Source organism: Leifsonia sp. P73 (assembly GCF_051059105.1).
In the GTDB taxonomy this organism is placed as follows: domain Bacteria; phylum Actinomycetota; class Actinomycetes; order Actinomycetales; family Microbacteriaceae; genus Leifsonia.
Map to the genome: position 1 here is coordinate 3,756,216 of NZ_CP194931.1, position 20,154 is coordinate 3,776,369.

At 69.4% G+C, this 20,154-nt stretch carries 16 protein-coding genes and 1 tRNA gene; 11 read left to right on the forward strand and 6 right to left on the reverse strand.

The window, feature by feature from the left end; translation table 11 throughout:
- The first annotated feature begins 151 nt into the window (after nucleotides 1–151).
- The 3 genes from ACQ86L_RS19305 to ACQ86L_RS19315 all read left to right on the forward strand — a co-directional run bounded on the left by ACQ86L_RS19305 (nucleotide 152) and on the right by ACQ86L_RS19315 (nucleotide 4,402).
- The gene (locus tag ACQ86L_RS19305; protein WP_434316826.1) at nucleotides 152–2,473 is read left to right on the forward strand and encodes a glycosyltransferase family 2 protein; all 2,322 of its coding nucleotides are present in this window, start codon (nucleotides 152–154) and stop codon (nucleotides 2,471–2,473) included.
- Nucleotides 2,473–4,092 (forward strand): chitinase, encoded by a 1,620-nt coding sequence (locus tag ACQ86L_RS19310; protein WP_434316827.1) that lies wholly within the window; start codon nucleotides 2,473–2,475, stop codon nucleotides 4,090–4,092. Before ACQ86L_RS19305 ends, ACQ86L_RS19310 begins: the two co-directional genes overlap by 1 nt.
- Before the next feature lie 233 nt (nucleotides 4,093–4,325).
- Nucleotides 4,326–4,402 (forward strand) — tRNA-Pro (locus ACQ86L_RS19315).
- 121 nt (nucleotides 4,403–4,523) lie between these two features.
- Here the strand turns inward: ACQ86L_RS19315 and ACQ86L_RS19320 are convergent.
- Entirely contained in the window at nucleotides 4,524–4,823 is a 300-nt protein-coding gene (locus ACQ86L_RS19320; RefSeq protein WP_434316828.1) for a hypothetical protein, read from the reverse strand.
- 343 nt (nucleotides 4,824–5,166) lie between these two features.
- On the opposite strand from ACQ86L_RS19320, the gene ACQ86L_RS19325 reads away from it, so the two are divergent.
- A complete protein-coding gene (locus ACQ86L_RS19325) occupies nucleotides 5,167–5,922 on the forward strand; it encodes a hypothetical protein (RefSeq protein ID WP_434316829.1) in 756 nt (251 codons plus the stop codon).
- Nucleotides 5,923–6,094: 172 nt separating this feature from the next.
- On the opposite strand, the gene ACQ86L_RS19330 is transcribed toward ACQ86L_RS19325, so the two are convergent.
- From ACQ86L_RS19330 to ACQ86L_RS19340, 3 genes are all read right to left on the reverse strand, one after another.
- On the reverse strand, nucleotides 6,095–6,553 hold the full coding sequence (locus ACQ86L_RS19330) for a DUF1801 domain-containing protein (protein WP_434316830.1): 459 nt from the start codon (nucleotides 6,551–6,553) through the stop codon (nucleotides 6,095–6,097).
- A 129-nt stretch (nucleotides 6,554–6,682) separates the two neighbouring features.
- Complete coding sequence (locus ACQ86L_RS19335; protein WP_434316831.1) at nucleotides 6,683–9,544, reverse strand: helix-turn-helix transcriptional regulator; 2,862 nt, start codon at nucleotides 9,542–9,544, stop codon at nucleotides 6,683–6,685.
- 405 nt (nucleotides 9,545–9,949) lie between these two features.
- Nucleotides 9,950–10,144 (reverse strand): hypothetical protein, encoded by a 195-nt coding sequence (locus ACQ86L_RS19340; protein WP_370056725.1) that lies wholly within the window; start codon nucleotides 10,142–10,144, stop codon nucleotides 9,950–9,952.
- Between the two features lie 132 nt (nucleotides 10,145–10,276).
- Between ACQ86L_RS19340 and ACQ86L_RS19345 the strand changes: the two genes are divergently transcribed.
- The gene (locus ACQ86L_RS19345; protein WP_434316832.1) at nucleotides 10,277–10,771 is read left to right on the forward strand and encodes a peptidoglycan-binding domain-containing protein; all 495 of its coding nucleotides are present in this window, start codon (nucleotides 10,277–10,279) and stop codon (nucleotides 10,769–10,771) included.
- A gap of 99 nt (nucleotides 10,772–10,870) precedes the next feature.
- Here ACQ86L_RS19345 and ACQ86L_RS19350 read toward each other — a convergent pair whose 3' ends face one another.
- Nucleotides 10,871–12,052 (reverse strand): ROK family protein, encoded by a 1,182-nt coding sequence (locus ACQ86L_RS19350; RefSeq protein ID WP_434316833.1) that lies wholly within the window; start codon nucleotides 12,050–12,052, stop codon nucleotides 10,871–10,873.
- Between the two features lie 147 nt (nucleotides 12,053–12,199).
- On the opposite strand from ACQ86L_RS19350, the gene ACQ86L_RS19355 reads away from it, so the two are divergent.
- The 6 genes from ACQ86L_RS19355 (at nucleotide 12,200) to ACQ86L_RS19380 (ending at nucleotide 18,327) form a co-directional block, all read left to right on the forward strand.
- Nucleotides 12,200–13,342, forward strand: coding sequence for a Gfo/Idh/MocA family protein (locus ACQ86L_RS19355; protein ID WP_434316834.1), 1,143 nt, complete (start codon nucleotides 12,200–12,202; stop codon nucleotides 13,340–13,342).
- Nucleotides 13,339–14,355 carry a TIM barrel protein gene (locus ACQ86L_RS19360; protein WP_434316835.1) on the forward strand — a complete coding sequence of 339 codons (1,017 nt, stop codon included), beginning with the start codon at nucleotides 13,339–13,341 and terminating at the stop codon, nucleotides 14,353–14,355. The genes ACQ86L_RS19355 and ACQ86L_RS19360 overlap by 4 nt, the downstream gene beginning before the upstream one ends.
- Nucleotide 14,356: 1 nt before the next feature.
- Nucleotides 14,357–15,487 carry an ABC transporter substrate-binding protein gene (locus tag ACQ86L_RS19365; protein ID WP_434316836.1) on the forward strand — a complete coding sequence of 377 codons (1,131 nt, stop codon included), beginning with the start codon at nucleotides 14,357–14,359 and terminating at the stop codon, nucleotides 15,485–15,487.
- A 187-nt stretch (nucleotides 15,488–15,674) separates the two neighbouring features.
- Nucleotides 15,675–16,460 carry an ABC transporter permease gene (locus tag ACQ86L_RS19370; protein ID WP_434316837.1) on the forward strand — a complete coding sequence of 262 codons (786 nt, stop codon included), beginning with the start codon at nucleotides 15,675–15,677 and terminating at the stop codon, nucleotides 16,458–16,460.
- Complete coding sequence (locus ACQ86L_RS19375; RefSeq protein ID WP_434316838.1) at nucleotides 16,457–17,269, forward strand: ABC transporter permease; 813 nt, start codon at nucleotides 16,457–16,459, stop codon at nucleotides 17,267–17,269. Before ACQ86L_RS19370 ends, ACQ86L_RS19375 begins: the two co-directional genes overlap by 4 nt.
- A complete protein-coding gene (locus ACQ86L_RS19380) occupies nucleotides 17,269–18,327 on the forward strand; it encodes an ABC transporter ATP-binding protein (protein WP_434316839.1) in 1,059 nt (352 codons plus the stop codon). Before ACQ86L_RS19375 ends, ACQ86L_RS19380 begins: the two co-directional genes overlap by 1 nt.
- A gap of 138 nt (nucleotides 18,328–18,465) precedes the next feature.
- On the opposite strand, the gene ACQ86L_RS19385 is transcribed toward ACQ86L_RS19380, so the two are convergent.
- Nucleotides 18,466–20,133 carry an amidohydrolase gene (locus tag ACQ86L_RS19385; RefSeq protein ID WP_434316840.1) on the reverse strand — a complete coding sequence of 556 codons (1,668 nt, stop codon included), beginning with the start codon at nucleotides 20,131–20,133 and terminating at the stop codon, nucleotides 18,466–18,468.
- Nucleotides 20,134–20,154: the final 21 nt, after the last annotated feature.

Here is a 20,154-nt window from a genome sequence, read left to right on the forward strand (position 1 = left end):
CTCCGGAAGCGATTGCGGCGATGCTCGGGCGTGCCTCGCTTGGGGGTCTTTGTACCCCGGTCTGTCCTCACTAGTGTGGACACCTGAGAGAGCTACCCGACTGCGCTACCCGAAGGCGCAGGCTCTCGTCATCGAGGACGCATACCCGAAAATGAGTTCTACAAGTTCATACACGCACGCCCGAAAACGGCAATGGGGCGCCGAGCGCCGCACCGAGCCACTGCCCACGGTCCACCCGAAGCCCTCGGACCGGAAAGTCACCTGGAGTCGCGTCGCCATCGTCGCGACGATCATCTTCTGGGCGATCTACGTCGTCACCACGATCATCCGCCAGTTCCTCGTGCTGGGCACGCAGGACTTCCGCTTCACGATGGAGGCGATCGGCTACACGGTCGTCGTCACTTTCCTGACCTTCTCCGCGCTGATGTACCTGGTCGCCCGGCAGGGCGCGCTGCAGCGCTTCCAGAAGCACGTCCGCGTCCCTCGCGCCGAGCTCGACCGGCACTTCGCCCAGCACCAGCCGTCCATCACGGTGCTGGTGCCCTCCTACGCGGAGGAGCCGGAGGTCGTGCGGATGACGCTGCTCTCGGCCGCCCTGCAGGAGTTCCCCTCCATGCGCGTCGTGCTGCTGGTGGACGACAACCCGAACCCCACCGACCCGGCCGTGGCCGAGCGGCTGCACGCCACCCGCGCCCTCGCCGACAGCATCACCGGCCAGCTCGCGGAGCCGCGCTTCCGCTTCTCGGACGCGCTGCTGCGCTTCGAGCTGAGCGACGAGCGCGCCTTCGTCGACGACGAGGCCGCGCTCGAACTGGCCGGTCACTACCGCTGGGCCGCCGAGTGGCTCTACGCCCAGGCCGACGCGCACGGGATCGACGACCACGTGGACGTCTTCTTCGCCGACCAGGTGCTCCGCGCTCTCGGCGACGAGCTGGCGCTGACCGCGGAGGCCGTGACGGCCGCCGTGAGCGAGGGCGCCGCGCTCACCACCGAGCGCGTGGCCCAGCTCTACCGCCGCCTGGCGTGGACGTTCGACGCCGAGCTGATGATCTTCGAGCGCAAGAAGTGGGCGTCCCTCTCCCACGAGGCCAACAAGGCGATGAACCTCAACTCCTACATCGGCCTGATGGGCGGCACCTACCGCGTCGAGGAGACGCCGGACGGCCCGATCCTGAACGCCGTCCCCGCGGGATCCCGCCGGCCCGGCGACATCGAGATCCCGGACAGCGACTTCCTGCTGACCCTGGACGCCGACTCCATCCTGCTGCGCGAGTACTGCCTGCGGCTGACGTACTTCCTGCAGCAGCCGGACAACGCCCGCGTCGCCGTGACGCAGACCCCGTACTCGTCGTTCCGCGGCGCCGGCACCCGCATCGAGCGCCTCGCCGGGGCGACGACCGACATCCAGCACATCCTCCACCAGGGCAAGAGCTTCTACGGGGCGACGTTCTGGGTGGGCGCGAACGCGGTGATCCGCAAGCGCGCGCTGGAGGACATCGTCGAGACCGAGTGGGTCGGCGGCTTCGAGGTGCGCCGGTACATCCAGGACCGCACCGTCATCGAGGACACCGAGTCGAGCATCGACCTCGGCACCCACGGCTGGACGCTCGTGAACTACCCGGAGCGGCTCAGCTACTCGGCCACGCCGCCGGACTTCGGCTCGCTGATCGTGCAGCGTCGCCGCTGGGCGAACGGCGGCCTCCTCATCCTGCCGAAGCTGTGGAAGCAGGTCAGGGAGCGCAAGCGCCGCGGGGAGAGCGTCTCGCGCATCGAGCTGCTGCTGCGGGTCAACTACATGGCCTCCATCTGCTGGGCGAGCTTCGGCCTGGTGTTCCTGCTGGCGTACCCGTACGACGGCCGGCTGCTCAGCCCGATGGTGCTGCTGGCCGCGCTGCCGTACTTCATCAGCCAGGCGAGCGACCTCCGCTACGCCGGGTACAAGGCGACGGACATCTTCCGGATCTACGGCTTCAACCTGATCCTGCTCCCGGTGAACCTGGCCGGCGTGCTCAAGTCGATCCAGCAGTCGCTGACCGGCAAGAAGATCCCGTTCGCCCGCACCCCGAAGGTGAAGAACCGCACCGCGTCGCCGCTGCTGTACGTGATCGCGCCGCTGGCGATCATCGCGTTCTCGCTGTTCACGCTGTGGCGGGACTGGAACGCGCACAACTGGGGCAACGCCGCGTTCGCCGCGTTCAACGCCTCGCTGGCGATCTGGGCGCTCGTCGCCTACATCGGCATCGGCAACACGATCGTGGACATCTGGCTCGGCCTGACCAAGCCGCTCTACGTCGAGAAGAAGCGCAAGCGCTCCGCCCCGGCGGCCGCGCCCGTGACCGAGTCGATCGACTGGCGGTCGGTGCTGTACCACGGCCACGCCGGCGGGGACGTGCCTCACCTGGAGCGCACGGCCGTGCGGGATGACGCGCCGCTCGACGCCCCCTCGGTCGACGGCGAACGGCAGGCCGCCTGATGTCGCGCAGGGACAGGAAGGCCGCCGCGGAGGCCTCCGCGACCGACCGGCTGCAGGCTCCCGAGTCCGACTCCGGCCGCCGCCTCTCGCCGCTGCGCGTGATCGGCGCCGCCCTCGTCGCGGTGGTCGTGGTCTCGGCCGGCGTCGTCGGCTTCCAGTGGTGGAGCGCGCGGGCGTCGGTGGACGTGAAGCCGTGGTTCGCCTCCTTCGTGGACGTGACTGCGACCCCGAAGTACGCGTTCGAGAACCTGGGCGCGACCTCCACCAAGGACGCCGTGCTCTCGTTCATCGTGTCCGACCTGACGAACCCGTGCACGCCCTCCTGGGGCGGCGCCTACACGATGGCGGAGGCGCGCGGCTCGCTCGACCTGGACCGCCGGATCGCCCGCCTGCAGCAGCAGGGCGGCACCGTCGCGGTGTCGTTCGGCGGCCAGCGGAACGAGGAGCTCGCGGTCGGCTGCACCGACCCGACGGCCCTGAAGGAGGCGTACGCGTCGGTCGTCGACCGCTACAAGATCGGCACCGTCGACCTCGACCTGGAGGGCGACGGCCTCGTGAACTCCGAGGCAGCCGCACGCCGGGCCACCGCCATCCACGACCTGCAGCAGGAGCGCCGCGCCGCCGGCAAGAGCCTCGCCGTCTGGCTGACCCTCCCGGTGTCGCCTACCGGCCTGACCGTCGACGGCACCGACGCGGTGTCCGCGATGCTGAAGGCCAAGGTGGACCTGTCCGGCGTCAACCTGATGACGATGGACTTCGGCACCGCGAAGGATGCGGGGAAGTCGATGGCCGCGACCTCCGAGGCCGCGCTCACCGCCGCCCAGCGCCAGCTCGGCGTGCTCTACGACCTGGCCGGCACGCACCAGTCCGACCCGAGCCTGTGGTCGAAGATCGGCGCGACCCCGATGATCGGCCAGAACGACGACCAGGGCCAGGTGTTCGGTCTCGCCGACGCCCGGACGCTGAACGCGTGGGCCGTCTCCACGGGCATCGGCCGGATGTCGATGTGGTCGGCGAACCGCGACAAGACCTGCGGCTCCAACTACGTCGACACGAGCGTGGTGTCGGACGCGTGCAGCGGGGTGAACCAGGGCAAGCAGACCTTCGCCGGCCTCCTCTCGAAGGGCTTCGACGGCCGCATCGCGCTGGGGGAGGGCGCGGTCACCACGGCCGAGCCGACCTCCGCCGCCGCGACCGACGATCCGGCCCACTCGCCGTACCCGATCTGGTTCGGAAGCAACTCGTACCTGAAGGGCACGAAGGTCACCTGGCACCACAACGTGTACCAGGCGAAGTGGTGGACCAAGGGCGACGTCCCGGACAACCCGGTGCTGAACGCGTGGGAGACCCCATGGGACCTCGTCGGACCGGTGCTGCCGGGCGAGACGCCGATCCCGCAGCCGACCCTCCCGCCCGGCACCTACCCGAACTGGAGCGGCGAGACGGCCTACGACAAGGGCGCCCGCATCCTGTTCGACGGCGTTCCGTTCGAGGCCAAGTGGTGGACGAAGGGCGACAGCCCGGAGGCCGCCAGCGCGAACCCCGACTCGTCCCCCTGGGCCCCGCTCACCCAGGACGAGATCGACACGATCCTGGGCGGTGGTACCGCCCAGAAGTGACTCGATGGCGGGATGCTGCCGCTGCGCGCATCCCGCCGCCGACCCCCTGGACGCACCGCTGCGGGGCGGGAGGTCCGGGCGTCGCGTCGCGCCTCCCTCGTCGGGAGGAAGGCCGCGCGGCGCTGTGTCGGCGGGGCCTGTGGCTTTCGGGTTGGTCACGACCGGCCCCGCCGACACGCTAAGATAGACGAGTTGTCCTGCTTGGCGCTCTCACGGCCTGGGCGGGACAGCAACGGGCTGTGGCGCAGCTTGGTAGCGCACTTGACTGGGGGTCAAGGGGTCGCAGGTTCAAATCCTGTCAGCCCGACCAACAAAAAGCCCCGGAATTACGCGGATCTCGCGTGCTCCGGGGCTTTTTCTATTCGTGCCGCCATGTCCGAAAATCGGCTTGTGTGTGCAGTGTGTGTGCATGCTTGGATGTGGGTGTGTCGTCATTCCCGCTGGTCTTCCGGTGACTTCCCACGGCGCATGAGGCGGGCGACCAGGTCGATGACGAGGAAGGCAACGCATACGACCACGCCTGCGCAGGCCGCGATGCCCGAGTTGGTGAACACGTCCGGGGCGTGGGCCGGCGACCAGAAGGCGACGATGAGCGAGGCGGCGGCGACAGCGATGGTCCTCCGAATTGACCGCCATGCGACAAGCGCGAGGATGGCGGGGACCGCGATGATCATCCAGGCCCGATTTGTGAAGTAGCCGTCGTCTACGAACGAGGCGAACGCGTGGTGCACGACATTCAACTTAGCGGTCCGACTTCTGCCCCACGGCTGCGGGGTTGCAGGGGACCAGAGATGCCGCGCGCTCGGACGCGTCGAGTGCGGCCGACCCGATGAGGTGCGAGTAGATATCGGCGGTCACGCTGACCGACGAATGCCCAAGCATCTCGGACACCACTGCGATATCCGGCTGACGGGTCTGAGTTGAAGTAGTCACGCCGGGTACATGTGGGCTGTGAAACGCGGTTCATCCAATTCCGGCTAGGACGGGCGTTGATGGGTTCGGCGCCCGTCGTCTTCCCGATATGGCCTAAGCGAATCCCGGAGCGTAGACCTAGTAAATCAGGGGAGGCACACGATGAAGATCAGGGATCGGGAGCGGATGCTGGAAGCGGTGAAGCGGGCGCAGTTCGAAGCATGTACCAACTACGTGGACGCGGGGCGAGTGCTCGCTCGTTCGAACGCGCGCACCGGGATGGAACTCGTCTCCGTCCTCGACGAGGAGGACAAGCCAGCGAAGCTCGTCGGTAGGAAAGATGGCTTGCGGGCCGCCCTCTCCGTCATCCGTTCCAAAGAGTTCTTAGAGCAGCCGACGTCGAGGTTCCATAGGGAGCACGGATGGACGTACTCCCTTTCAGTGGACGACCCGCGCTGGGATTTCTGGGTGGGCGACGACGCGGATCGCTTCTTTTACGGCCTGGTCGAACCAGTGAGGTACGTAACGAACTACCTCGTGGAGGCGATGGTTCCCGAATGGAGCGCGGAACGGACCCCCGTCCTGTGGGCGCTCGATTTCGGCGATCTCACGTCGGACACCGTCTTCTTCGCGATGAGCGACCGAGGCTACGCGTACATGGCTCTCGGGCCCGCTGACCCGGTTGCGAAGAAAGGTTGGGAGCCGCGGCTGAGTGATTTCACCGTCGAGCTGGATCGGACCAGAAAGGCTTTGACCGAGGCGATCGCGGCGGTGGCTCCGGCTCTGGACGCCACGGCTCTGGCGGGCGCGTGCTGGCAGTACTTCACTGAGGCGCACGGCCTCCGAGATGACGGGACCGATCCTCGGTGGGACGCACTCCAGGATGGGGTTACGGGCAGTCGCTCAACGTCTGCTTGATCGGGTCTGCGTCCATGCCGGCTGATGCTGAGCCTGGGGGTCAGAGGAAACACGGTGACGGAATGCCTCTGGCAGTCGGGGGTTGTCAGGTTTCGTAAACAGCCCACGTTCGCACTGACTATTGGGGGAGCGGGTGGGGCGCAGCCTGGCGACGCCCGTGGAGAACGGTGTCTCAGCCCCCTTCCCCACCAACCCGCCGCACAACCTCCACAACCCGCTCCCACGCCGCCTCGGTCGGCTCGATGAGCGCATACGACGTCGGCCACATCCCGCTCTCGTCGTCGAGGTTCGCCTCCGGACTCACCCCGAGCGTGGAGTAGCGCACCTTGTCGACCTGCCCGCTCCGGAAGAACACCACAGCCTTCCCGCCGCGCGCGTACCCGGGCTGGCCGTAGTACAGCTTGGGGGAGAGCCCAGGGGCGACCTCCGCCACGATCGCGTGCAACCGTTCCGCGAGCTCGCGGTCGCCGTCCGGCATCTCGGCGATCTTCGCCAGTACGTCCGCCGTGTCGGCGGCTGCCTTGTCGGCGGCTTTCGCGCGCTTGGCCTCCGCCCTCAGCTCTGCGGCGCGGGCCTTGATGGCGGCCCTCTCAACGGCCGAGAGTCCACCGGCCTCGTTCGTGTCGGTCATGTCGCCGCTCCTCGTTCCCACTCGCAGCTCGGAGTGGCATCCACGCTACCCGAGGGCCCCGTCGGCTGGTGAGTGGCATGAACTGCTCGCTGCCGGCGTTCGGGGGAGCGGGTGGGCTCGTCCCGACGCTTATCCCGTGGACGCGACCGCGTAGTAGGCAGCGGCCTCGGTCCGGTTGGCGGCGCCGAGCTTTGCGAGGATGGCGGAGACGTGCACGGATACCGTTTTCGGTGAGATGTAGAGACGGCCGGCGATCTCCCGGTTGGTGAGTCCCTCTGCCACGAGCGCGAGGATCTGCCGTTCGCGCCGAGTGAGCGGTGCGGCGACCTCGGGGCGCGGTTGCGGCAGGACGACTGGCACGTTCAGGCGCGCACGGATGATGAGCTCGCGCGCCCACCTGGCGATGAGGGACGCCCCTCTCGTGGGCGCCTCGGCGATCACCTGCTCAACGAGGGTGGCCGCTTCGTCGCGATGGCGGCTCTCGAGAAGGGCCTCGGCCAGCCGGAGGCGCGCGAGGTGGACGTACCGGTTCGGGATGCGCCCCTCTTCAGCCTGAGCGAGCGCATCACTCCACGCGGGGACCCCGTCGTCGGAAAACGCGTACGCGAGAGCCCCGAAGGCGGAGGATTGCGAACCCGTGGACGGGAGCGCCCGAGCGTGTTGAATCGCGGGTAACAGCCTCGTGCGCAGGGCCGGCTCGCGCATCGCGAGCCAGCCCGCCATGGGGAGCAGATGTTGTGTGCGCCCGGGGCGCTCCCAGTCGAGAACGGCCAGGATCCGTTCCCCGAGTGCGTTCGAACCCTCGACACGATGGCCCGGTGCAGCCTCCGTCAGCGCCGCATATCCGTCCAGCAGCAGTCGGCCGACGATGTTCTCGTCGTTGCCGTTGTCGGCCACCACGTCCTTTTCGCGTTCCCGGAGGGCACGCGACCGATCGCCTTCGTCGTCCCAGAGCGCCGCCATCGCGAGTACAAGGAGTATGCAGTTCTGGAAGTACGGCGTGGTGGGGAGGAACGGGAGCGCCCTTTCGCCGCAGGCGACGCCGAACTCGACGTCGCCCAGGTTGATCGCCGTCTCGGCGAGGTTGAGACTGAGGAATGCGCCGAGCCCGCGTTCTTGACCGGCGGCGATCGCCTCGTCATAGGCGCGTCGCCCGGCCTCGATGCCTTCCTGGTACTCGCCGATCTGGAGAAGGTGACCGGTCAGATTGACCATGGCGGCAAGATGGGTGCCGACGTCTGGAGCCACCGCAGCCGCCCGGTGCAGGGCGATACCGCCGCCCTCGAAATCCCCCCACTCGTCAAGCCAGTGCGCACGCGCAAAGAGGGCGTACGTGAGCGAGACAGGATCTCCTGCACCCTCGGCGAGTGCCACGGCACGGTCCGTCACCTCACGGGCTGTCGACGCGAGCCGCCGGTCGGTGATCGCCCTGGTCGCATCGATCCGCGCCAGTAACGCGCGTTCTTCAGGCTCGCCGTCGCCATCCACAAGCCTTCGCGCCGCGAGGAAGCACTCCGATGCCTCGTCGCGACGTCCAGCGCTGCGGTGCCGGCTGCCGATTTCGAACAGCAGCCGCGAACGCAGCAGCGTCTCGCCGGGTTCGGCCAGTCGCAGGCCGGCCTCGGCCGCAGTGAACGCTTGTACACGTTCGCCGGCGTCCTCATATGCGCGCGCGACCTCCAGAGCGACAGCGGCGCGAGAAAGTCCCGCTCGCATTTGCGCATCGGGTACCAGTGACCAGAGTTCGAGCAGGCGCTCACCGAGCGAGGCGGCGGAGATCGGTGCGAGCGTGTCGTTCGCATGATCGCGCGCCACGAGGATGGCGTCGAACGCATCCGGGATGCGACGGGCTCTGAGCCAGTGTTCGGCCAATTCGGCCGCGTGCTCCCGGTGACCCGCCGACACGCGACGGTGAAGGGAGGAGGCGTAGCGGGCATGCAGCTCCACGCGTTCCCCGGGCAGGAGAACATCGTGCACAGCCTCCTGGATGAGCGCGTGCCGAAACCGGTACCCATCGCGTTCGGTGACCAGCACACTCGCATCGATCGCTTCGCGCAAACCGATACGAAGCGAGTCGGGGCGGCCGTCGTAGACCTCGGCCACCAGGTCGTCGTCGACATACACGCCGCCCCCGGCCACCGTCGCGACCACGCCTGCAGCGAGCGGGCTCAAACGCTCGTAGCGGGCAAGCACGACATCGCGGAGCGTGACGGGTAAAGGGGTTCCGATGTCCAACTCGGCGAGTTCCTCGATGAAGAACGGCACGCCCTCGCTGCGCGCCGCGATCGCCGCGGCCTGGTCGTGCCCGAGGCCTCCGCCGACAGCGCGGGCGATCTGCTCGGCATCCGCCATGTCAAGCCGTGTCAGAGGCAGAGTGGTGACTGTGCGGTGACGATCCAACTCGGCCAGAAGTGCGTGCAGCGGATGAGCTGGCCCGACGTCATCGGATCGGTAGGTCATCACGGTCGTCACATGCTCAGAACGCGGCGTGATGCTCAGCGCCGTCATGAGGGCGAGAGTCGCGGGGTCCGCCCAGTGCATGTCTTCGAACACCAGGACCAGGTGACGAGCCAGGCTCAGGCCTGCGACCAGTCGCTCGACGGCCTCCCGGATGAACTCCGGAGGCACATCCGGCGTGGTGTCGGAGTCCGGTGCGAGTTCAGGCACCAGAGCACGGAGTGCCTTCACGGCGAGTGCCGAGCCCGCGGCGTCCCGAAACTCACGATCGCCGACCATTGCATACAACTCGCGAAGCATCCGACGGATCGGGGTGAACGGGGCACCGAAATCTCCCAGGTCCACACACTGTCCGGTCGCGACCACGACAGGCGGTGTTTGTGGTGCGGACTCGATCTCGTGGAGGAATTCGTTGATGAGGCGGGTCTTGCCGATGCCTGCTTCACCCGACACGAGCGCGACGCGCGCAACGCCGGTCGAGCCCGCAGCGAACACGTCGCGCATCACCGCCAGCTCGGCCGCGCGGCCGACCATGACGAGGCTCGTCCTCGCGGGAGGCATAGGACATGGTCCCACGGGCTCTGCGCCCGGAGTAAGAGCGGCTTCGGCTCACGGGGGGAACCCGAGGCCAGGCGGGTTGCCGACCGTGCTCGGATCGCTCCTTCTCGCAGACGTGTGTCGTCTCTCCCGGTGAAGGTTGTTCCCAGCGACCTCGAGCACGAGTACGTCGCTGCAGCACACACGCGGGGCAAGAGCATCATCGTCCCGTAGCCGGGGTCCGGCGGGCAGCGATGTGCGAGTGGGGCAGGAAGCGGCGCCGGCGGCGAACTGCCTTGGGGGAGGGCGGCCGCCGACGCTGCTGATGAATCTTCATCTACCGGGTCTAAGACGCGGCTAAGAATCCGACCGAACCGGGCGCCGGCTCGGAAGCGAACACCCCTATTCCTGGAACACCCCCAGCATCCGCTCCCGGTTGTCGCCGAGCGCCCGCTCGCAGCCGGACACGCAGTGCACGTCCTGCGGGGCCGTGCGGAAGCCGGCCTGGCCCGGGTTGCCGAGCATCTTGACGGTGCCGTTCATGCGCTTTCCGCAGACAGGGCAGTCCGCCGTCCGCAGTTCGATTCTGATCGCCATGCGCCCACGGTAGGCCCCCCATTCGCGGGACACGCGCGGCCACGCGGGAAGGCCACGAACGCCCAGGATCGGCGCCTTGCCGTAGACCGGGCGGTCTGCCACACTGGCGGCGCTCGGACGAGAGGAGTCATCATGCCGAATCCAGGACAGCCGACGGTGCAGGAGGGCGACACCGGCGATGCGGTCAAGCGGGCCCAGCGCGCGGTGCGGCGCACGCCGAACCTCGGCATCGTCGTCGACGGGATCTTCGGACCTGCGACGAAGGCCGCGATCATCGACTTCCAGGGCGGCGCCGGACTCGTGCCCGACGGGATCGTGGGGCCGCTCACCTGGGCCGCCCTCCCGGACGGCGGGCCGATGCCGACGCTGAGCGAGGGCTCGACCGGCGCCGTCGTCTCCAGCCTCCAGACCGTCCTCACCAACGGGGCCGACCAGTGGGGAGGCGTCACTCCGGGCGGCGTCGACGGGATCTTCGGGCCGCACACCCGTGCCTCGGTGGAGGCGTTCCAGGGCTGGGGCGGCGTCACAGTCGACGGCGTGGTCGGGGATCAGACCTGGAGTGTGTCGCTGCACGCGGCCAGCGCGACGTTGGAGACGGCCGTGGGGTTGGAGTACGTGATCTCCTGAGAAGGAAGACACGACGGGATCTCCGTCCGAATGGGGTTCGGAAGGAGTCCGGGGGTGTGTCGGGCACGAATCTCCTGGCACTGTGAAGGTGCGGTGGGGTTAGCTGGCGGCATCCTCGAGGGCGGGGAGGGGGATCCGGGCTCGGCCGATGGTGGCCACGCCCGCCGGCGTGAACAGCTGGTCGCCGAGGGACTCGATGCACATCCGGAGGCAGCCGGTCAGGACGCTGGCGTCGCCGTACTGGGAGCCGCGCAGGCGGGTCTCGATGGGGCGATCGTTGGTGGCGAGCTTGCGTTCGAGTGCGGGGATGAGGAGGTCCGCGAGGGTGCCGAGAGAGCCGCCGAGGATGATCTCCTCCGGCGCGAGCAGCCACGCGATCAGGGTGACGCCGGTGCTGAGCGCGCTCGCGAGGCGGTCGACCTCCGCTAGTGCGTGCGCCTCGCCGGCGCGGGCGGCGGTCACGAGCTCCCAGGTCGCCGCGTGGCCCGGCGCGAGCTCGTCGTCCAGGTCGACCAGCAGCGGGCTGACCAGGTCGTGGAGGCCGAGGTCGCGCGCCCAGCTCACCTCGCCGGCCGCGCCGTCGCGGCCGCGGTACAGCTCGTTGCGCAGCACCAGACCGATGCCGATGCGCTCGCTGTCCGAGAAGATGTAGGCGAAGTCCTGCACCTCGCCGTCGCGCGACCACTTCTCGCCGAGCGCGGCGACCTTCGCGTCGTTCTCGACGCGCACCGGGCAGTCGAACAGCTCGCCGACCGCGTCGCGCAATGAGAAGCCGGTCCACTCGGGCATGGTCATCGGGAGGTCGACCATCCCGTCGTCGCGCACGATGCCGGGGGTGGAGACGGTGACCGCGACGACGGCGGACCGATCGACGGCCGCCTCGTCGAGCAGCCGGGTCACGCAGTCGTCCAGGAGGCTGAGCCGCTCGGCGCGGGAGGTCTTGATCGGCAGCGGCACCCGCAGGTCGCCGAGGATCGTCGTCGCCAGGTCGGCGACGGTCGCGTGGATCTGCCCGGCCTCCAGCTGCAGCGCGACCACGCACGCGGCGTCGTAGCGGAACGCGAAGGACCGCGCGGGGCGGCCGACCGGCCGGGCGTCGGGGGAGGCCGCGGCCAGCTCCACGACCCAGCCGGAGTCCATGAGGTCGTCGAGGATCAGCTCGATCGTCCGCCGCGACAGCCCGGACTCCTGCTGCAGCTCGGTCATCTTCGCCGGACCGGTGCGGTACAGGATGCCGAGCGTGCTGGCGGCGTTGCGCTGCCGCATCTCCGAATGATCCATGTGTGGTCTACCCCTTCGTGCCAGTGCCTGATCTTACGCGAGAAAAATTAGTTTTGCTATTACCGCGCATAATTGCTAACGTTCCCGTTCAACGGCGAAAAGCAAACGTGCTTCCCCCGCCGAAAGCTTCGAAGAAGAAGGGCCAGCGTGACTGTTCAGAAAGACCGGATCGGGGTCGGCATCGTCGGCTGCGGCAACATCTCGGGCGCGTACTTCCGCGGGCTGGAGCGCTTCGACGGCCTCCACATCGTCGGCTGCACGGACCTGAGCCAGGAGCTCGCGCAGGCGGCGGGGGAGCGCTACGGCGTCCCGGTGTTCGCCAACGTGGAGGAGCTGGCCGCGGCGGAGGGCGTGGACATCCTCGTCAACCTCACCCCGCCGCTGGCGCACGAGAGCGTGACCCGCGCCCTCCTCGCGACGGGAAAGCACGTCTTCACGGAGAAGCCGCTCACGGCCTCCTTCGCCACGGCGGCCCCGCTGGTGGCCGAGGCCCGGGAGCGCGGGGTGCTGTTCGGCTCCGCTCCCGATACGTTCCTCGGCTCGGCGGGCCAGACCGCGCGCGCTGCGGTGGACGCGGGGCTGATCGGTGAGGTGATCGGCGCGAGCGCCTTCGTCACCCACAGCAAGGCCGAGCTCTGGCACCCGGACCCCACCTTCCTCTTCATCCCCGGCGGCGGGCCGGCGCTCGACATGGGCCCGTACTACATCGCCGCGCTGGTCAACCTCCTCGGCCCGGTCGCGACCGTCTCCGCCAGCGCCCGGATCGGCAGCACCGTCCGTCCGGTCTCCACGCCGGGCCGGCGGGTGGAGTCCATCGACGTCACCATCCCGACGCACGCCTCGGCGACGCTCGGCTTCACGTCGGGAGCGATCGGCACGGTGCTGGCCAGCTTCGACGTCTGGGACCACAACCTCCCGTTCATCGAGCTGTACGGCTCGAAGGGCACGCTCAGCGTCCCCGACCCCAACGACTACGACGACGCGGTGCGCGTGCGCCTGCACGGCGAGGACGAGTGGCGGGAGCTGCCCGCCGTCATCGAGGGCTTCACGGACGGTCTCCTGGAGGAACTCCTTCCGCTCCGCGGCCCCGGCGTCGCCGACCTCGCCGCCGCGCTGACCGGCGAGCCTCACCGCACCAGCGCCGGCTTCGCCCTGCACGTGCTGGAGGTGCTCGACGCGATCGCGAACGGCACCGACGGCCTCCACACCCTGACCACCACCTGCGAGCGCCCCGCACCCTCCGCGGAGACCTGGCGCTCGGCATCCCTCGAGGAGACCGCGATCGCATGACCGCCACCGCACCCACCACGACCCGCGCCTTCGGCGTCGACCTGATCACCTTCTTCGACCCCGGCTTCTGGGGCCTCAGCGGCAGTGAGGAGTTGGAGGCCCTCGCGGCCGCCGAGCCGCGCCGTGTCTGGGACACCATCCTCGACGCCCTGCAGGAGGCCGGTGTCGCCGAACTCGAGATGACCTTCCCGCCCGCCGACCGCCTCACCGCGATCGCGGCCTACGGATCGGCGGAGGCCTTCTCCGCCGAGCTGGAGCGCCGCGGGCTCTCGGTGGTCAGCGCCTACTTCGCCGAGATCGAGCACGCGGAGGACGTGACCGACCCGGCCACGCGCGCCGCCATCCTCGCCGCCGCCGAGACCGAGGCCGCCTTCCTCGCGGGCATCGGCGCCTCCTTCCTGGTCGCCGGGCTCCCGATGCGCCGCAACAACGCGGAGGGCGACGGCCTCGCGCCGGTCGACCTCGCGACCGCGGCGCCGATCGCCGACATCGCCAACGAGGTCGGTGCGATCACGAAGCGCCACGGCGTGACCCTCGCCCTGCACACCGAGAGCCACTCGGTGTTCTGGACGCCGCGCGACGTCGACCTGTTCCTGCTGCTGACCGACCCCTTCCTCGTCGCGTTCTGCCCGGACACCGGCCACATCGTGCTCGGCGGGGAGACCCGGTCCAGCTCGTCTCGCGCCACCGTGAGCGGGTCGTCATCGCGCACTGGAAGGACGCCGCCGGCGCCTTCCGCGAGCACGCGCTCGTGGACGAGGGCATCTGGGAGCGGCACCGCCCGTACTTCCGCGCCGCAGGCCAGGGCGTCGTCGACTGGCCCGCGTTCGCGGCGACGCTCGCCGGGATCGGCTACGAGGGCGGCATCCTGCTGGAGCTCGACGCCGCCTCCGACCCGGTCGGGCAGCTCATCGCGGCCCGCACCTACCTGGAGGACGCCACCGCCGGCATCCTCTGACCCACCCCCACCGCCAAGAGTGGACAGACGCACCACAACAACAAGGAGAGAATGACGTGAAAGACTCACGCAGCACCAAAGGGCAACGGCGCCGCTCCATCGCACGACGGACGAGCATGGCCGTCGGAGCAGCCGTCGCGGCCGCTGTCGCCCTGACCTCGTGCTCGCTGTCGCCGAGCGCATCGGGCAGCGGCAGCAACACCCTGACCGTCGCCATCTGGAAGGGCTACGGCGCCGACCTGCCGTGGGTCGCGACGGACTTCAAGAAGGAGACCGGGGCCACCCTCAAGTTCCAGTACATCGACTCCGAGTCGAACGAGCTGCAGCTGGTGGACAAGGCCAACGGCGGCATCGACGTCGCGCTGCCGAACATCCAGTACATCGGCCAGGGCATCGACCAGGGGATCTTCCACGAGCTGGACACCTCCAAGCTGACGAACTACAGCGACTTCTACTCGGACTTCTCGGGCCGCAAGGAGATCCGCAAGGACGGCAAGCTCTACGGCGTGCCGTGGACCTGGGGGAGCACCGGCCTGTTCTTCGACGGCAGCAAGGTGACGCCGACCCCCGATTCGCTCAGCGTGCTGTGGGACCCGAAGTACAAGGGCCAGATCGCGCTCATCGACGACGCGACCGTGCTCGTCCCGATCACCGCGCTGTACCTCGGTGAGGACCCGCAGAACCCCGACATGGCGAAGGTCACGCCGGCGCTGCAGAAGCTGAAGGACAACGCCAAGCTGCTGTACTCGTCCACCGACGACCTCGCCAAGGGCATCGCCAGCGGCGCGATCGTCGCGGGCATCGCCAACTCCGACGGCATCGGCGGACTGGTCGCCGGCAACGCCCCGGGGACGAGCAACTTCACGTACGAGATCACCAAGGAGGGCGCGGTCGGCTGGATCGACAACTGGGCGATCGCGGCCAAGACGCAGCACCTCGACCTGGCCTACAAGTGGCTCAACTACATGACGGGCAAGGACTTCCTCACCAAGTGGGCGAACACCCCCGCCGACTCGTCGCCGGCCCCGGCGAACAAGTCGGTCGTCGCCGCGCTCGAACCGGCCACGCTGGACCGCCTCCAGGCGAACCCCGACAAGATCTCGAGCCTCGCGCTGCAGCTCCCGCAGCCCGCGGACCGGCTCCAGTCGTGGGTCGACGCCTGGACGCAGGTGAAAGCCGGCTCCTGATGACCACCGTCCCGCTGTCCCTGGCCCGCCGTCCCCGGCGGCGGGCCAGGGGGCCCTGGGCGCGGGCTTCCTGCTCACGCCCGGCGGCCTCCTGCTCGTCCTGTTCGCCCTGCTCCCGCTGGTCGCGCTGCTGATCATCGGCTTCACGAACGGCTCCGGCGGCTTCACGGTCGAGAACTTCACCGAGATGTTCTCCAGCGCCGTCTACATGTCGCTGCTGGGCCGGACGCTGCTGATCGCGTTCTGCGTGACCGTGGTCAGCATCGCGCTGGCCTGGCCGGCGGCGTGGGCGCTGGCCCGCTACACGAGTCCGAAGGCGAAGCCGCTGATCCTCGGATTCGTCATCATCCCGTACATCACGTCGCAGCTGCTGCTGATCTACGGGTTCGTCAGCCTCATCCAGGCCGGCGGCCCGGTGATGTCGTTCCTGTCCTCGATCGGGCTCGCCGACCCGCAGGCGTCGATCATGTACACCCCGGCGGCGAACATCCTGATGCTGATCCAGGAGTCCATCCCCACGGCCATCCTGGTGATGTACTCGGCCTCCGAGCAGATCAGCGGCTCGGTGCTGGAGGCCTCCCGTACCCTGGGCGCGTCGAAGGGCTTCGTGTTCACCCGGGTCATCTGGCCGCTCAGTTCGGCGATGATCGGCGTGAACTTCGCCCTCACCTTCGTGCAGACCGTCGGCGCCTTCGCCGAGCCCGCCATCCTCGGCGGCCCCAACGGGCAGATGCTCGGCAACACCATCTCGGCGCAGCTCTCCGCGGGCGTCCACCAGCAGTTCGCGGGGGCGATGTCCCTGGTGCTGCTGGTGACGTCGCTGGCGATCGTCGGCGGCGTGACCGGGCTGCTGTCGTGGTCGCGCTCCGCCCTGTCGGGCGTCTCGAAGGCGGGTCGGCCACGCGTGGAGAGCGTCGCCGCTCAGACCCGCATCGCCGAGGATGCGCTGACCACGGAAGGAGTCCTCCGATGAAGACCGCCGTCCTGCCCCGGCTGATGAAGATCTGGCTCTACGTCGTGCTGGTCATCCTGGCCTTGCCGCTGATGGCGATGACCGCGCTCAGCCTCAACCAGTCCCGGTACGGCACGTTCCCGTTCCACTTCACCGTCGACTGGTACGCGAACCTCTCGCACGACCAGGCGCTCGTGGACGCGCTGCTCACCAGCCTCAACCTGGCGACGCAGGCGACGATCTTCGCGGTGATCGTCGGCACGCTCCTCTCGCTCGGGATGGCGCGCAGCCGCATCTACATCACGGCTCCGATCAACAGCCTCCTGCTCGCCCTGCTCACGGTGCCCGCGCTGATCCTCGCCGCCGGGTTCGTGGTGGTGTTCGGCTGGCTGGGCCTCGGGTCGAGCACGCTCGGGCTGATCCTGGCCTCTATCGTGACCTCGTTGCCGTTCGTGGTGCTGATCGTCTCGGGCCGGCTGCGGGACCTGAACCCGAACTACGCGGAGGCGGCGCACTCCCTGGGCGCCGGTCCGCTGCGGACGTTCCTGACGGTGACGATCCCGCTGATCGGGCCGTCGATCATCGCGGGAGGCCTGCTGGCGTTCGTGATCACGTTCAACAACTTCGCGATCCAGCTCTTCCTCGCTCCGATCGGGGTCTCGACGCTGCCGGTGCAGATCTACTCGATGGTCCGCCTCGGTGTGACGCCGGATGTGGACGCGCTGGCGACGATCATCATCCTCTCCACGGTGCTGCTGGTGGTCATCCTCAACTGGCTGTCCGGCAACGCCGCCAAGCTCTTCACGACCTCTACGAACAAAGGAAACTGATGGCCGAGCTCACCGTGACGGGTGTGTCCAAGACGTTCAACGGCACCCGGGTCCTCGAACCGCTGGACCTGACCGTCGGCGACGGCGCCTTCTGCTGCATGCTGGGCTCCTCCGGGTCCGGCAAGTCCACCCTGCTGCGCATCGTCGCCGGCCTGGAGGACCCCGACGACGGCGCCATCCGCGTCGGCTCCCGCGATGTCACCCGGCTCTCGGTGGAGAAGCGCAACATCGGGTTCGTCTTCCAGAACTACGCCCTCTTCCCGCACCTGTCGGTGCTGGCCAACGTGATGTACGGGCTGCGCGCCCGCCGCACCCCGCGGCCGGCGGCGAAGAAGAAGGCGGAGGACATGCTCGGCCTGGTCGGCCTCGGCGACTTCGGCGGGCGCTCCCCGGCCCAGCTCTCCGGCGGCCAGCAGCAGCGCGTCGCCCTCGCGCGCGCTCTCGTGACCTCCCCGGACCTGCTGCTCCTGGACGAGCCGCTGTCGGCGCTGGACAAGAAGATCCGCGGCGAGATGCAGCGCGAGCTCAAGCGCATCCACCAGGAGACGGGCCTGACGACGATCATGGTCACCCACGACCAGGAGGAGGCGATGGACCTCGGCGACCAGGTGATGATGCTCGACCACGGCGTGGTCCAGCAGAACGACACCCCCGAGTCGCTGTACCGCACGCCGGGCAACCGGTTCGTGGCGCAGTTCCTCGGCGGCCAGTCCCTCGGCACCGGCGTCGTCCACGGCTCCGGGCCGGCCGCGACGGTGGCGATCGGCGGGCTGTCGCTGACCACGGCGCAGGACGACCTCCGCGAAGGCGACCGCGTCGAGGTGCTGGTCATGGCCGAGCGCGTGCGCATCCTCGCGGACGACGCGGCGACCACCGCCGGGTCGGCCACGGGCGTACTGCGCGCGGTCGACTTCTACGGGCCGTTCGCGCGGGCCGAGATCGTCGCCGGCGACCTCCGCATCCCGGTCACCATGCTGTCCCAGGCCGCCGACGCGCTGACGCCCGGCCAGCAGGTCCGCTTCGCCATCGCCCCCGAAGGCCTTCACGCCTTCGCCTGACCCCTCGAAACGTGACTAATCGCGGCAATCCGACCTCGGATTCCCGCGATTAGTAACGTCTCGTCGGCGCGGATGGTGCGGCGGCGGGATGCGGGATCGGTGAGGATGGTCTGACCGGGGCCGACACGGTGTCGTCGATCACACCCCATCGTGCCGCGGGAGGCGTGCGTCAGGCGCGGTACACGCTGACGCCGGCGACGAGCGTCTCCACGACGCTCGCCGCGTCCAATCCGCGGCCGTCCGAGATGTCGCGGTCCAGGAGCACGAGGTCGGCCGCGAGGCCGGGGAGAGCCGGCCGGTCGCGTCCTCCAGCCGTCCGACCCACGCCGCCGTGCCTGTGTAGGCGTCCAGCACGGTCGCGTATGGAAGCGCCTCCGAGGCGAGCAGCGGCTCCGTGAGCGCCTGCCCCGTCGCATGCGGGTCGGTGGAGGGTGCCAGTCGCGTCGTGCCCGTGTGCATCGCCCACAGCGGGTTCGGGTCGGACACCGGCCAGTCGCTGCCGCCGACGATGCGGGCCCCGTGCCTCCGCAGCGACTCGAACGGGAAGTGCCGGCTCGCTCGTTCGTCGCCCATCATCGGCAGCTTGCGCTCCACAATCTCGGTGTCCGTGCGCGCCCACAGCAGCTGCGCGTTCACGGTCACGTCGAGCGCGGCGAACCGGTCGAAGTCGGCGGCGTCGACCACGTCGAGGTGCGCGAGCTGGTGACGGCCTCCCGCCGGCCCGTTGACGGACCGCGCGTGCGCCACCGCGTCCAGGCACTCGCGCACCGCGCGGTCGCCCACGGCGTGCAGGTGCACGTCGAAGCCGCGGGCGTCGAGCGCGGCGACGATCGTCGCGAGCTCCTCGGCCGGAATGAACGAGTCGCCGCGCACGCCCGGCTCGTCGCTGTAGTCGTCCAGGAGGGCGGCGGTGCGGTTCTCGATCATGCCGTCCTGCATGATCTTGACCGTGCCGGCCTCGATCCACCCGGCCTGCGCGACGCGCTCCCGACGGGCCTCCAGGTCGGCGAGCTGCTCCAGGCCGCGGTCGCGGTCCCACCACTGGCAGAGCACCACCCGGGCGGTGAGGGCGCCCTGCCGAGCCAGGTTCAGGTAGGCGTCGAGGGAGTCCGGCCCGAGCTCGCTCTTGCCCACCGCGGCGTCGTGCCAGGTGGTCACGCCGACCGAGTGGAGGCGGCGCTGGGCGGCCAGGACGGCCTCCTCCAGCGCGCCGGGGCCGGGCTCGGGGAGGATCGGGTCCAGCGCCTGCATCGCGGTGTCGAGCAGCACGCCGGTGAGCGCGCCGCCCTCGTCGCGCACGAACCGCCCGCCCAGCGGGTCGGCGGTGTCGGGCGCGATCCCGGCGGCCTCCAGCGCGCGGGAGTTGACCCACACGCCGTGGCCGTCGTGGCTGGTGAGGATGACGGGTCGGTCGGCCACCACACCGTCGAGCAGCGCGCGCGTGGGGAGGCCGCCGGGGAAGACGTCGCCGTACCAGCCGACGCCCACGATCGCGTCGAGTTCGGGATGCGCTGCCGCGTACCGGGCGATGATCCGCAGGTACGCGTCGACGTCGTGCACGGGCATGAGGTCGATGCCGAGCAGCGAGCTGCCGGCCATCGGCGGGTGCACGTGCGTGTCGTGGAAGCCGGGGAGGACGGAGGCGCCGGCCGCGTCGCGGACGACGGTGCCGGCATCCCGGAGCGCCGCGAGCTCGTCGTCCAGCCCGACCGCCGCGATCCGCCCGTCCCGGACGAGCACGCCGCCGTCCTGCCAGACGCCGTCGCCGAGGTACAGGCGGGCGTTCGTGATGTGCAGACTCGTCATCGGCGTCCCTTTCGCGCTTCC

Coding starts and splice junctions, on each gene's coding strand:
- ACQ86L_RS19305 (WP_434316826.1), top strand. CDS start 152: ATGAGTTCTACAAGTTCATACACGCACGCCCGAAAACGGCAATGGGGC.
- ACQ86L_RS19310 (WP_434316827.1), top strand. CDS start 2,473: ATGTCGCGCAGGGACAGGAAGGCCGCCGCGGAGGCCTCCGCGACCGAC.
- ACQ86L_RS19325 (WP_434316829.1), top strand. CDS start 5,167: ATGAAGATCAGGGATCGGGAGCGGATGCTGGAAGCGGTGAAGCGGGCG.
- ACQ86L_RS19330 (WP_434316830.1), bottom strand. CDS start 6,553: ATGACCGACACGAACGAGGCCGGTGGACTCTCGGCCGTTGAGAGGGCC.
- ACQ86L_RS19335 (WP_434316831.1), bottom strand. CDS start 9,544: ATGGTCGGCCGCGCGGCCGAGCTGGCGGTGATGCGCGACGTGTTCGCT.
- ACQ86L_RS19340 (WP_370056725.1), bottom strand. CDS start 10,144: ATGGCGATCAGAATCGAACTGCGGACGGCGGACTGCCCTGTCTGCGGA.
- ACQ86L_RS19345 (WP_434316832.1), top strand. CDS start 10,277: ATGCCGAATCCAGGACAGCCGACGGTGCAGGAGGGCGACACCGGCGAT.
- ACQ86L_RS19350 (WP_434316833.1), bottom strand. CDS start 12,052: ATGGATCATTCGGAGATGCGGCAGCGCAACGCCGCCAGCACGCTCGGC.
- ACQ86L_RS19360 (WP_434316835.1), top strand. CDS start 13,339: ATGACCGCCACCGCACCCACCACGACCCGCGCCTTCGGCGTCGACCTG.
- ACQ86L_RS19370 (WP_434316837.1), top strand. CDS start 15,675: ATGTTCTCCAGCGCCGTCTACATGTCGCTGCTGGGCCGGACGCTGCTG.
- ACQ86L_RS19375 (WP_434316838.1), top strand. CDS start 16,457: ATGAAGACCGCCGTCCTGCCCCGGCTGATGAAGATCTGGCTCTACGTC.
- ACQ86L_RS19380 (WP_434316839.1), top strand. CDS start 17,269: ATGGCCGAGCTCACCGTGACGGGTGTGTCCAAGACGTTCAACGGCACC.
- ACQ86L_RS19385 (WP_434316840.1), bottom strand. CDS start 20,133: ATGACGAGTCTGCACATCACGAACGCCCGCCTGTACCTCGGCGACGGC.